Source organism: Kaistella sp., assembly GCF_041824135.1.
Classification (GTDB): domain Bacteria; phylum Bacteroidota; class Bacteroidia; order Flavobacteriales; family Weeksellaceae; genus Kaistella.
The window spans coordinates 43092-56081 of sequence record NZ_JBGZYM010000084.1 but is presented as its reverse complement, the minus strand read 5'-3'; the positions used below and the strand labels follow the sequence as shown (position 1 = coordinate 56081).

At 36.7% G+C, this 12990-nt stretch carries 14 protein-coding genes; 2 read left to right on the top strand and 12 right to left on the bottom strand.

All coding sequences use genetic code 11. The features are described from left to right. Nucleotides 1–177: 177 nt before the first annotated feature. From ACEYOS_RS10160 to ACEYOS_RS10115, 10 genes are all read right to left on the bottom strand, one after another. Nucleotides 178–432, bottom strand: coding sequence for a carboxymuconolactone decarboxylase family protein (locus tag ACEYOS_RS10160; RefSeq protein ID WP_373710024.1), 255 nt, complete (start codon nt 430–432; stop codon nt 178–180). After that, a complete protein-coding gene (locus ACEYOS_RS10155) occupies nt 399–614 on the bottom strand; it encodes a carboxymuconolactone decarboxylase family protein (protein WP_373710023.1) in 216 nt (71 codons plus the stop codon). Before ACEYOS_RS10155 ends, ACEYOS_RS10160 begins: the two co-directional genes overlap by 34 nt. 112 nt (nt 615–726) lie before the next feature. Beyond that, nucleotides 727–1857, bottom strand: coding sequence for a chromate efflux transporter (gene chrA / locus ACEYOS_RS10150; RefSeq protein WP_373710022.1), 1131 nt, complete (start codon nt 1855–1857; stop codon nt 727–729). Between the two features lie 8 nt (nt 1858–1865). After that, complete coding sequence (locus ACEYOS_RS10145) at nt 1866–2576, bottom strand: VIT family protein (RefSeq protein WP_373710021.1); 711 nt, start codon at nt 2574–2576, stop codon at nt 1866–1868. 71 nt (nt 2577–2647) lie between these two features. Then, the gene (locus tag ACEYOS_RS10140) at nt 2648–3565 is read right to left on the bottom strand and encodes a metallophosphoesterase (protein WP_373710020.1); all 918 of its coding nucleotides are present in this window, start codon (nt 3563–3565) and stop codon (nt 2648–2650) included. A 53-nt stretch (nt 3566–3618) separates the two neighbouring features. Beyond that, a complete protein-coding gene (locus ACEYOS_RS10135; protein ID WP_373710019.1) occupies nt 3619–4128 on the bottom strand; it encodes a GNAT family N-acetyltransferase in 510 nt (169 codons plus the stop codon). A gap of 106 nt (nt 4129–4234) precedes the next feature. After that, the gene (hemN, locus tag ACEYOS_RS10130) at nt 4235–5593 is read right to left on the bottom strand and encodes an oxygen-independent coproporphyrinogen III oxidase (protein WP_373710018.1); all 1359 of its coding nucleotides are present in this window, start codon (nt 5591–5593) and stop codon (nt 4235–4237) included. 161 nt (nt 5594–5754) lie between these two features. Further along, nucleotides 5755–6126 carry a DUF2255 family protein gene (locus ACEYOS_RS10125; RefSeq protein WP_373710017.1) on the bottom strand — a complete coding sequence of 124 codons (372 nt, stop codon included), beginning with the start codon at nt 6124–6126 and terminating at the stop codon, nt 5755–5757. 3 nt (nt 6127–6129) lie between these two features. Further along, on the bottom strand, nt 6130–7146 hold the full coding sequence (locus tag ACEYOS_RS10120) for a WD40/YVTN/BNR-like repeat-containing protein (RefSeq protein ID WP_373710016.1): 1017 nt from the start codon (nt 7144–7146) through the stop codon (nt 6130–6132). A 94-nt stretch (nt 7147–7240) separates the two neighbouring features. Beyond that, nucleotides 7241–8926, bottom strand: a complete 1686-nt coding sequence (locus ACEYOS_RS10115) for an amino acid permease (RefSeq protein ID WP_373710015.1) — start codon at nt 8924–8926, stop codon at nt 7241–7243. Between the two features lie 236 nt (nt 8927–9162). Between ACEYOS_RS10115 and ACEYOS_RS10110 the strand changes: the two genes are divergently transcribed. Both ACEYOS_RS10110 and ACEYOS_RS10105 read left to right on the top strand, forming a co-directional pair. Continuing rightward, the gene (locus ACEYOS_RS10110) at nt 9163–9771 is read left to right on the top strand and encodes a Crp/Fnr family transcriptional regulator (protein ID WP_373710014.1); all 609 of its coding nucleotides are present in this window, start codon (nt 9163–9165) and stop codon (nt 9769–9771) included. 283 nt (nt 9772–10054) lie between these two features. Continuing rightward, nucleotides 10055–10366, top strand: a complete 312-nt coding sequence (locus tag ACEYOS_RS10105) for a rhodanese-like domain-containing protein (RefSeq protein ID WP_373710013.1) — start codon at nt 10055–10057, stop codon at nt 10364–10366. Between the two features lie 72 nt (nt 10367–10438). On the opposite strand, the gene ACEYOS_RS10100 is transcribed toward ACEYOS_RS10105, so the two are convergent. Then, nucleotides 10439–12286, bottom strand: a complete 1848-nt coding sequence (locus ACEYOS_RS10100; RefSeq protein ID WP_373739024.1) for a Xaa-Pro dipeptidyl-peptidase — start codon at nt 12284–12286, stop codon at nt 10439–10441. Nucleotides 12287–12678: 392 nt separating this feature from the next. Continuing rightward, complete coding sequence (locus tag ACEYOS_RS10095; protein ID WP_373710011.1) at nt 12679–12888, bottom strand: DoxX family protein; 210 nt, start codon at nt 12886–12888, stop codon at nt 12679–12681. Nucleotides 12889–12990: the final 102 nt, after the last annotated feature.

The following is a 12990-nucleotide window of genomic DNA, read 5'->3' as shown; positions in this document are numbered from 1 at the left end:
AAAAGAGACAAAAGTTTTACTTTGAAATAAGCAAATCAAAAGGATGCAAAAATACTATAAATGATAGTTCTATCATTCTGCATCCTTTTGAAAATCTTTTTATTTCAATTATCTTTTGCTGCTTTTGTGGTTAAAAAATTAGTACATTTTAATTTTTAAAGTAAAATGAATCTTCCTTTAATCTAAAGGCATTCGCGTCGTAATCGCAATTCTGTTCCAACCATTTATGGCAACCACTGCCATGATGACGGCGGCTAATTCATTGGGTGTTAAATGAGCTTCCGCATTTTTGTAAACCTCATCTGGCACATGACCGTTGGTAATTAAAGTCATCGCTTCCGTCAAGGCTAAAACGGCTTTCTCTTTTTCGCTAAAAAGTTCTGTTTCGCGCCAAGCGTTTAATAAAAATAACCGTTGCGCAGTTTCACCCAATTCCTTGCATCTCGGGTATGCATATTAATGCAATAAGCGCAACCATTGATTTGGGAAGCTCTGGTTTTAATCAATTCATAAAGGATTTTATCCAATCCACTTTGAGCAAGATATTTCTCTAAGCCAATCATGGCTTCGTAGGCTTTGTGATCTACTTTTGAGACATTTATTCTGGATTCCATTTTGGAGTATTTTTAGATTTTTTGATCAAAAGATCATTGAGGTTTCGGACCCGTAATTTACAAAAAAGGGAAGCATTAAAAATCAATTAATGATATTTTACAGTTTTCAACTTTATAATAAATTCAACAAATAACCTACGACAGAACCACCCAAAACGATAAATGCACTGTTTATTTTCCGATATCTAAAAGTTAAAGCAATACTTACAACTGCAATAAAAACCGTACGCCAGTCGGTAATGGAGTCTTTTCCCATGGCAAAACAAACTGAAATAATGATGGCGACAGAGGCGATATTTACCGCATCAAGAAACGCTGAAAATAATACAGAACTCCGCATCTTTTTAACCAAAGGATTTAGAAAAGCCACAAATACAAAGGAAGGAAGGAAAATGGCAATGGTCGAAATTACAGCACCAGATAAGCCGTTGACTTGATAACCAATAAATGTTACAGAAGAGAAAACGGGTCCGGGCGTAAACTGTCCGACTGCGATCGCATCGATGAGTTGTTGTCGGGTAATAATTCCGGTGGAAACCAATTCAGTATCAATAAAAGCAAATAAAACGTAACCGCTGCCGTAAAGGATGGCTCCGATTTTCAGAAATATCCAAAAGAGTTTTGAATTAGTCGCCGACAGAAAACCGGTGTTGACTATTTCTAAAAACGTAAATGGAAGAAAACCGTGGATGTTTTTCAACTTATTATTTCTAAAGTATGCTAAAATTAAAGCCAGAAATCCGGCTCCAAACATTAAGTAAATTTCATAGAAATTGAAGAGGGAGCCGATTAAAACCACTACTCCAATTACTCCCAGTTCTATTGATTTTAAAGATCTTTTTGCTAACGGATAAACTGCGCTTAAAATAATTGCGATAATAGCCGGTTTTATTCCATAAATAAAAGGTTGAACTTCTGGGATTTGACCATACTCTTTATAAAGCCAGGCAAAAACTCCGGTGATAAATACGGCAGGTAAAATAAAGCAAAGTCCGGCAATGATCAATCCTTTCCAGCCGCCTTTTTCGTGGCCGATGTGAATCGCCATTTCGGTACTGTTGGGACCTGGAATTAGATTGGTCGCCCCAATTAGATCCAGGAAATGCTGTTCAGTCAACCATTTTCTTTTGACCACCACTTCATCCTGCATCATGGCAATATGAGCTGCTGGACCACCGAAACCGATGATTCCGAGTTTCAGAAAAAGTTTTGCAATTTCCTTTAAATTTCCTTCAGCCTTCATCAAAAAAACTAAACATTAACACCAAACAGATAACCTACAAAAGCAGATAATCCCATCGCAATCGTGCCCCAAACCGTCACGCGTAAAATAGCTTTTGCGACACTTGAACCACCGGTCTTTGCAGCAAGAGCGCCCAAAATCATCAGTGAAATAATCGTGAAACCATAAAGCCAGTATTCCATTCCTGTAAGTGGCGCGAAAAGCACCACCAAAAGGGGCAAAACACCACCAGCGACAAAAGAACTTCCCGAAGCCAACGCCGCCTGAATCGGATGTGCCTGACTAATTTCATTGATTCCTAATTCGTCGCGAATATGTGCTCCGAGAGCATCATTTTCCGTAAACTCTAAAGCGACCTGCATGGCAGTTTCTTTTTTGAGACCTCTTTTTTCATAAATCTGAGCGAGCATCTTTAATTCTTCTTCCGGCATATCTTTCAGCTCCTGCTTTTCTCTCTCAATATCTGCCTTTTCAATGTCTGTTTGCGAACTAACTGAAACATATTCTCCCGCTGCCATAGACAAAGCTCCTGCAACCAAAGCGGCAACCGTTGCCAATATAATTGGTTCCGTTGTTTTACTCGCAGCCGCTACCCCAATGGCTAAACTGGAAACAGAAATTATTCCGTCATTCGCACCAAGAACTGCAGCTCTTAACCAATTGCTCCGGTGAATGTAATGGGAATCTAAATAGTTGTCAATGGTAAGATTTGTTTTCATATTTTGAAATTGGTGAATCAAGTTTCATTATAAAAAATGATATCTAAATTTACGATTATAAAACAGAGAATTTAAACATATTTTAAATTTTCACTCACTAATTTAGTTTCTTCATCAAAAGTGTAAGCAACTAAATATCCTTCTTTCGCCACACTATAATCCAAGCAGCAAACATTTTCTCTGTTTAACAAAGGTTTTCCTTTGAGCCAGTAATGTCCGAAGAACACTGGTTTATTATCTTTGCTGTAAAAGTCCGTGTTTTTTAAAACCGTTAAATCTACTTTGGTGTCAGGAAGATTTTTCAATGGTTCAACACTAAGTTCTCTGTAACTCATTTCTGCAGGATCTTCCCACCATTTTATTCTGATCTCCGTTCGTACATTGCCATCTTTATCTTTAAAATCTAATCCGGCCGGCATTTTAATTTCTTTACCTTTTAAAGTTTCTTCGATGGCTTCATGAAGTTGAGTTTCTTTTTGTACAGATTCATAAATTAATTCATCTGTAAGTCGATGATCAATTAATTTAGTTTTTAAAAAAGCGATCGTCTTATCATCCCAACAAGCATGAACGGCTCTTAATTGTTCTGTCTCATAAAAGAGTGGCAATGTTTTAAACCACTCTAAATACTCTTCATATTCGTCCTGTCTGTTTTGAAACTGCTTTAAAGTTTGGTAATGCTGAATGATATTTTTAATAAGATGTTTTCGAAGATGTCCACCATCAGTTTCCTGAAAATGAAAACAAAGCGCATTGTACTCATGATTGCCCATTAATGCAATTGCACTTCCGTTATCAACCATTGATTTTACAATTTCTAAAGTCTCTCTTATTTTCGGTCCTCTATCAATATAATCACCAACAAACAAAACTTTTCTCTGCGGATTTGAATGAACGTAAAAACTGTTTGGTTTTGAATAACCCAACTTTAAAAGCAATTCTTCCAATTTGTCTGCGTGTCCGTGAACGTCACCTATAAAGTCAATCATCTGTTTTGTAATTTTTGTTAAGATCAATTTTTTGGATAAAAACTTTTAATCTGCTAAAGTTCGATCTCAAAAAAACAAACATCAGCATTTTGATAATGCAACTGCAGTTCGGACGAATCTTTTAATTTTTTCATTCCAAGAAAATTAAATCCACAATTCTTATAATGATTAATTAAGCGATCATTTTGGCCGCAGGTATCCATCCTGATGAATTTCTTATTTTCCTTTTTACCAAAATCTTTGGACCAGTCAGCAATGACTTGAACGAAATTATTTCCTCTAAAATCTGGATTGGTCGCAATACGATGGATATAGATCGCATCATTATTTTCACGCTCTTCCCAAATATCTGCATCGTTATAAGTAATCGCCCAAATACAGGCAATTTTATTATCAATGACTATTTTAAACTGTCTGTTTTCAAGAACTTCTGTGGGGATAAAGTCTTTATCAAAATCCGGCCACACGTTTCCAGGAAATGCTACTTTTTGATAATCGGTAGCGAGATGATACAATCTGAAGATTTCTGGAATATCATCAAGAGTGCTGTTGGTAATGTTCATAGAAAGAAAATTTTGTAAATCTTTATTTTTCTAAAGATAACTAAATCAGATTAAAATCTCAAAACTAAACCAATAAAAAAGCGACTCTTTCAAGTCGCTGTCTTTATTATATTGTCATCGAGAAAATCCTCGTTTCGGGTTTATTCCGGAGCATTCTTAAATCGAAAGTCATGGCGACATTTCTTGTGAAAGCACGACCTTTATCGGTGATTTTTATGGTGTTATCAGAAATTTCAACCAATCCATCGGCTTCCATTTCCTTTAATGATTGTAAGGCGTTTTCAATTTCCGGAAAACTGGTTTGTAAATCCCAGGAAGTTTCTAAGCGACACATCAAATTTAAAATATGTTGTCTGATAATTAAATCCTCTTCATTTAGAATATGACCTTTCACTACAGGAATAATTCCTTGATCTACAATTTTCTGATATTCTTCAACACTTTTTTCACTTTGTGCAAAAACATACCACGAATCGGAAATTGAAGACATTCCCAACCCAACCATCAATTTGGTTTTGCTGGAAGAATAACCCATAAAATTTCGGTGAATATCTCCTGACATCATCGACTGATAAAGATCATCGTGTGGCAAAGCGAAGTGATCCATTCCCACTTCAATGTATCCTAATTCTTCTAATAATTTTTTTCCGTTGGTGTAAAGCTTTCTTTTTTCCTCACCACTTGGCAAATCATTTTCATCGAAACCTCTTTGTCCAACGCCTTTAATCCACGGCACATGAGCGTAAGAATAGAAAGCCAAACGGTCCGGTTTAAGCTCTAACGTTTTGCGAATGGTATATTCCATTTTCTCCCAAGTATGAAAAGGAAGTCCAAAAACCAAATCGTGAGAAACGCCTTCGTAGCCAATTTCTCTGGCCATATCTGTTACGCTTTTAACATTCTCAAAAGGCTGAATTCTGTTAATCGCTTTCTGAACTTGTGGATCATAATCCTGAACACCGAAACTGGCACGACGGAAACCTAAATCATACAAAGTCTGTAAATGCTCTCTGGTCGTATTGTTCGGATGTCCTTCAAATGAGAACTGTGGATTTTCGGCGATTTCGGCTTTTGCGTAAATGCCTTCCAATAAAATTCTTAAGTTTTCGGGAGAGAAGAAAGTTGGCGTACCGCCACCTAAATGGAGTTCCTTAATTTTCGGAGTTCTGCCGAATAATTTCACATATAAATCCCACTCTTTCAAAACCGACTCTAAATAAGGTGTTTCTACAGAATGTTTCTTGGTGATCCTTTTGTGACAGGCACAGAACGTACACAGTTGCTCACAAAATGGAAGGTGAATATAAATTGAAATCCCTTCGGAATCATTGGTTTCATTGAAAGTTTTGATGACTGACTGCTGCCATAAATCGCTGGTAAAACTCTCATTATCCCAAAAAGGAACGGTTGGATAAGAAGTATAACGCGGCCCGGGAATATTATATTTATCGATTAAAGAATTCATTTCTTACTTTTTTTTTACAAAGATTTCTGAAATTCATTTTGAAATTTCATTCTGCAAAAATACGAAATTAGTTAGGAGTGGTCGAATGATTATGTTATTGAAAAACTGACAGAAAACATAATTATTAGAAAGCAAATTAAAACGTATCTGAAAAATCGCGTTTACAAAACAATAAATTCCATTGTTTTTTCAATATGAGCCTGTTCAATAATTCTGTCAGCATATTTTTTATTATGCGCGGTCGAACTATATTTGGATAAGTAAGCTTGATTAATTTTATTCATCAAATCGTCTTCATCAACGGGAACTTCGGCTACAATTTTAAAAATTTGATCGCAACATTTTATTTCACCAATAGGGTTTTGAAGAAAAGTATTGTACCAGCTGCGTTCCGCGAAACCCCAAGATCGAGCAAAAATACGATTGTCCACAACGACCATCCAGATTTCTAAAAAAGTTTCTCTTTCTGTGCCGGCTTTTATTCCGATGTGATTATTGGATTTGATATATTTAATAGCGGTCTCTTTATTCATCTCTTAATTGAATTTCATTTTAATAATACGATTCTTACCAGCGAATACTAAACTATTTTCATCAATCCATTCACAAGCGTATAATCCTTTTTCTTCAGAAATGGTTTTCCAGGTTTTTCCGTAATCATCGGAGAATTCAATCTTTTGATCACCAACCGCGATGATATCTTTTCCTTTTGATTTCGGACGGAATTTCACGCAGGTTTTATAGCCGCCGTTTTTTCCGGAAGCCTGAATTTGCCAAGTTTTTCCGCCATCATTTGTGGTTGCGATGTTGCTGATATTTTCTGCTTGTTTGGTGTAATCGCCACCGACGGCAATGCCGAAATTTTTATCATAGAAATCGATCGAATAAATGCCTGTTGAGGCTGTGCCCTGAATGAACGGAGTTTCGAAGGCTTCCCATTTGAAAGGATTGTTCCAGGAAAATTTAAAAATTCTGGCTTTCATTCCGCCAGTTGCAATCCAGACTTTTCCATCTTTTGTGGCAATATTGGTATTGCTGGCAGCAAAATGGGCTTCACCGGGAAAATATGTTGGGAAACCAGACTTATCTTTCGAAGGTCTACCAGAATAAAAAATTAAAGGATTTGCACTACCCGCTTCATTGGGATCACTAATTGCAATTCCTCTATCGAATTTATCGAAAATAAAAGTATCGAAAAAAGCGGTTTTTGTAGTATATGTTTTTTGAATTGAAAATTTGAGTGTCCTTTTATTAATTTTAAACAAGTAAGCTGGACTTAAAATATTAATGGTATAAAAATATTTACGGTCTTGCGCCAAAGTTCGAAACTCTAATTTCCCTTTTGAAAGTTTTATCTGCTTTTTATCTGCAGAATCCTTTAAACTAACATACCCAAATTTAGAATCGGTGCCTGTATACCAAACTTTTCCATCGTAAAGCTGCAAGGCGCGAATGGAAATATCATCTTTTAATAATGTTTGATACTGTACTTTTTGAGAAAAATAAAGATTTAAACAGAACATGAAAAGAAGGAAACCGAAAGTTTTTTTCATTGAGATTTAATTTAATCAAAAGTAAAGAATTTAAAAATAGAAGTAAAAAAAATTCCCGCCAAATCTGACGGGAAATATATTGTTTTATTAAAAATTACTTTCTGTATTTGATGAAGTAATAACCATATAAAATGGTGTGAATAATAATCATTACTACAGAGAACATGATCAATCCACTGTCATCAACCTCAGCATTCTGATGGTGTAAGTATGCCAACACGGCTAGAAGCACGGTTAAGAAAACACCAGAAATAGCAGTTACAGAATAGTTTTTAGGATCATTAGTCGTATTGTTTGCTTTCCCTAAGAATGAATTTTTAATTCCTCTGTACAGGTAAACATCCAAACCGATCATCATCCAACAAACTAAACGGATCCAGGTATCAAACGGTAAGAAAACCATCATTCCCAAACATACCAGAATTCCTAAGACCGGAATTAATGGAACAAGCGGTGTTCTAAATGCACGTGGCGCATCTGGCTGTGTTTTTCTCATCACCAAGACTCCAGCACAAACTAAAATAAAGGCGAATAAAGTTCCGATACTGGTCATTTCTCCTACGACTCTTCCCGGTACAAAGGCCGCAAATAAACTAACGAAAACCAAAAAGAAAAGATTCGATTTATAAGGAGTTCTAAATTTTGAATGTACTTCGCTGAATACTTTCGGCAACAAACCATCTTTACTCATGGAGTAGAAAACACGACTTTGTCCCATCAACATTACTAAAATTACAGAAGCATATCCTAAAAGAATTGCCAAAATAATGGTGGTATTCAACCAAGGATAGGCTGGAACTACCGTTCCATTAACAACGTCACCCATTGCTTCAATCGCGATTGCAACTGGTGCCAAGTGATCGCCACCTCCACCGGCTGTAAACGCTTTATAATTAACGACACCTACCATTACGTACGCGAAAATGATATAAAGAACGGTACAGATGATCAGCGATCCCATAATTCCTATCGGCATTGCTTTTTTCGGATCTTTGGTTTCCTGTGCAGCTGTTGAAACTGCATCGAACCCGATATAGGCAAAGAAGACGACGGCGGCGGCCCTTATAATTCCGGACCAACCGTATTCTCCAAACTTACCGGTGTTTGCTGGAATAAGCGGCGTAAGATTTTCTGCTTTTACATATTTCCAACCTACAACGATAAATATAATAACGATAGAGACTTTAAGAATTACAATTAAAGTATTGACGAAAGCTGACTCACTCGTTCCTTTAATTAAAACCAAGGACATCACGGTCACAATAAAAACCGCCGGAAGATTCATCATTCCGGTATGCGTCACGCCATCTACAATATAACTGTCAAAGGGCGTCATCATTAAACTATGCGGTAAGGAAACTCCAAAACTGGACATAAACTTACTGAGATAACCAGACCAACTTGAGGCCACGGTGGCCGAGCCAACGGCGTATTCAAGAACTAGATCCCACCCGATGATCCAGGCAATAAATTCACCCATCGTCGCATAAGAGTACGTATAAGCACTACCTGCAACGGGAATCATAGAAGCGAATTCCGCGTAACAAAGCCCGGCAAAAGCACACCCAATGGCGGCAATAACGAACGAAATCATAATTCCAGGTCCGGCATAATTTGCGGCGGCAATTCCGGTGATCGAGAAAAGTCCGGCGCCGATAATCGCACCGATTCCCAATGCTACCAAAGAAGCGGCAGACAATGTTTTTTTCAATCCATCTGAAGTCTCGTCAGATTCTGACAATAGTTGACTCAGGGGTTTGGTTCTCCAAAGATTTGACATTTTTAATTTTTTAAGATTTTCAAAAATATAAAAATTAAGTAATTATCAACTCTTTTTAATCAATTTCTTTTTAAAAAACTCTTTAAAAATTGCTAAAAAACTGAATTCCATAGCGAAAACATAATTTCTCTTAAACAATTTAAATAAAGCAGGCAAGTAGTCTCCCAATTAAAAATTAAATCGTTCTAAAGAAAGTGTACTACAGATCAATTGATAATATTCGTTAACTTTGATTGATGATTCTAAAAGATATTTTCCAATCAGCTTTAGTACAGGAAATTGAAGATTCCGGGAACCTGAAACATTTCGCTGCGGGTGAAACCATTGTGAATATGGATTCTTACATTAAAAATATTCCGGTTGTGCTTTCCGGGAGTATCAAAGTGATCAGAACAGAAGAAGATGGTCGTGAGATCCTACTCTATTATTTAACTCCTGGCGAAAGCTGTATCGTTTCGATTCTTTCAGGGATGAAAAATGAAACTTCTAAAATCAAAGCTATCGTCGAAGAAGATGCAGATATTATGTTGATTCCTGCTGATAAAGCTAAAGAATGGGTAAAAAAATATCCAGACTGGACGGAATTTATTTTTGACCTCTATCAAAAACGATTTGAAGAACTTTTGGATGTTGTGAATTCTGTGGCTTTTCAAAAAATTGATACACGCCTACTCCATTTGATCAAGCAAAAAACGCAACTTTACCATTCTAAAGAAATTTCTGTGACGCATCAACAACTGGCTGATGAACTGGGAATAACACGCGAGGCAACAAGTCGCGTTTTAAAACAAATGGAAAAAGAGCATTTGGTAATTCTTTCCCGAAATAAAATTGAGCTTCTGTGAGTTTTACCTTAAAAATTTTAAACATAGAAGAACAAATCGCTTTTAAAGTAAATAAAAAGTTTAAAAAAGCTAAGTGTAAAAGCATTTCGCTTTTGAATACATTTTTATAACTAATTATTTACATTATGTTTAAATTTCTACTTCTTTTCGACAGACAGATTTGTGGTTAAAGAAATTGCGATCTAAATTTTCTCACAAAAATGAGTTCTGTGATATAAGTTACTGTCGCAGAATTTCCACTGACCTAAATTTGCAGTATTAAATCAATCAAATACGCAAAATTATGTTAGATACTATTAATAACCTTTTCGGATTCAAAAAAACAGATTACGCAGACCTTGTAAAAAACGGCGCAGTTATCGTGGACGTTCGGAGCAAAGGTGAATTCGCGGGTGGGCATATTAAGGGTTCCATCAATATTCCGGTGGATCAACTTGCGAATAACTTATCCAAATTGAAAGATAAAAATAAAACCATAATCACCTGTTGCGCTTCTGGAATGAGAAGTGGTTCTGCGAAAACGATGCTTTTAAAAAACGGCTATACCGACGTTCACAATGGTGGCGGTTGGGGAAGTTTAAACGGCAAAATCTAAACACATCACTATATTCTATACAATAAAACCTCGATTCTTCGAGGTTTTATTGTATTAAGCGCTTTATCAAATTTAGTTATTACTGATGGCATCCGAAAATACTTTTTCACCACCCACAATTGGTAATGTAAGTTGAGTTCCTTCAAAATCAACTGTTAATTCTGTACCCGGTTCTGGATGCAAAGTAAATTCTTTATCACTTGAAAAAATCATTAATCCAATCTGTTGACCTTTTTTAATGATTTGATCATCGGGCTGCAAATCGAAAGAAACTTGGTAGAATTTCCCTGGAATCATGGCTTCCCCTTTTCTTGAAGAAGCATGGTTTTGTGGATCGGCCCAACCACGAGTTATAATGTTATCGGTGATTTTTGTCGCTCTTCCTTCATTCCAAGGCAGTGAAACCAACCAAACCGATAAGTTTGCCGCAGGTTTGCTGCTGGCTAATTTAATGGTGATTTTAGGAACTCCCGATAGATGAACATCTTTTGTAAGTTTTGGACTCACATACAATAAACGGTGATCGGTGTTTTCGGCTCTGGCTAAACTTTCACCCGCAAATGAATAATTATCCACTAGCTTTTCTTTCCCTTGACTGGATGATGCAATAGTCGATAAGCCTCCAACTTTTGGTGCCCCTTTCGTTAAATAAAAGGACACTGGTTTCGCTTCTGGATTCGGATAATCTTTATAAGTCGTTGGATTGCTTAGATCATCATTTTCCCGAACGATAAAGGCTTTATTCTCTTCTTTTTGAATTCCATTATCAATTCCAAATAAATAATGGGTGAACCATTTATTCATCATCTCAAGCGGAGGTTGTCCGCCGTGACCATTTTGATGGTAGTATATTGCAGTTTCTAAACCCATTTCTTTGGCTTTCTTATAAATGCGGTAACTGTGCTCCGGCATTACATTCCAATCGTTAAAACCATGAGCCATTAACATCGCAGCTTTCATCGGTTTCATATGATTAAGGTAATCACGTCCTGCCCAAAAATCGTTATAATCGCCCGTAATTCTATCTTGCCCGTTTTTCATTTCGGCGTCCCGAATTGTTGCATTGCTGTAAGCGCGTTTGGATTCATCTCCGCTGTGAATAAAATCATACAAAACATCGACGTCCTCTCCTAAATATCCGCCTGGTGAACGAACCAAACCGTTGGAACGGTAATAATGATAATAAGAGGTATTTGGTGCAATAGGAATAATTACTTCTAAACCTTTTACGCCGGTCGTTGCTGCAGCAAGTGGAATGGTGCCGTTGTAGGAAGTTCCGGTCATCCCTACTTTACCGGTGGTCCAATAGGCTTTCACATTTTCATTTCCGTCTGCTGACGTATATCCGTTTGCCCGACCGTTCAGCCAATCGATGACCGCTTTTGGAGCTAAAGATTCGTTCTCTCCTCCAACGGTTGGTGAACCCTGCGATAAACCGGTACCCGGAGAACAGGAATGAACAACGATAAAACCTCGCGGAACCCAAGTTGCAGTCTGGGAATTTGAAATAATTGGACGTTTACCGGTTCGGGTAACTTCTGCGTGAACGCGCGCTTTTCCTGCTTCACCCAATTCGTGATTAACATCCCAAAAACCACCTTCTACATCAGGTGCGACGCCTGAATAATAAGGACTTGATTCATAAATTACGGGAAGCTTTAGTCCTTCTGTTTCGGTTTGAAAAGGTCTGGTCACATCAACATACATGCGGTCTTTTTTCCCATCACCGTCGGTATCAAAATTGGTTTCGACCCAAAGATCAGTTCTTATCCATTTTGCTGCATCTGTAAATTCAGGAACGATCTGGGCTTGACCATTCTCAAAAACAGGAGTGGTTTTCACCTTCGTCTGAGCATTTGCAGAAAGAAAAGGAATCGTCAGAATTCCTAAAAAGAGACTTGATCTAAGGTGTTTATTCATGATATTTTTTGTCATTTTAAAAATTACTATTTCAAAAGTTTCCACAGTTCTAGAAAGTGTTCAAACTTTGGAAGATTTAAATTGATGTTAAAGATATCACTTCCTGAGAAATGCAAATAATGATTTTTAATATTCTTTCAGTATCTTCTCTACACTTTGAAATGTTGAGATAAATAGCAAAGCCTTTGATATCGGACACGATGCCGAAATTTTCAGAATAGATACGCTTTTAGATGTTTATTTTGCAGAAAAAAAAGCTGATTAATTCCCAACCTTATAAAATCGAAAATTATTATAAATACCATCTGCGCTACATTTTAGAAAAGCTACACTGTTCTAAATTCAAAAAACCTCGACTTTGCCGAGGTTTCTTTATTTTGAAATGATAGTTTTCAAGCAGTTTTAGTGATTGCTAAATAAAATATAAAGGCATTTAAAAACATAAAAAATAAGGCTGGCGTAGAAATTAATAAACTATCCTTTGTTTTAATTCTTGTAATTACTCCAAAAAACATCAAGAAGGCAAGTCCTGCAGATGACAATAATAAAAGAGGTCGATAAAATAAACCTACGAGTAAGCCTACAGCTCCCAGGATCTCCAAGATAATTACATAAATACCGAAACCCTATAAGTCAAATCGCTCAAATTCTTTTTTCATATTCGGCGAAACAAAATAGGAAACAGCATATCCCGCAAAAGACAG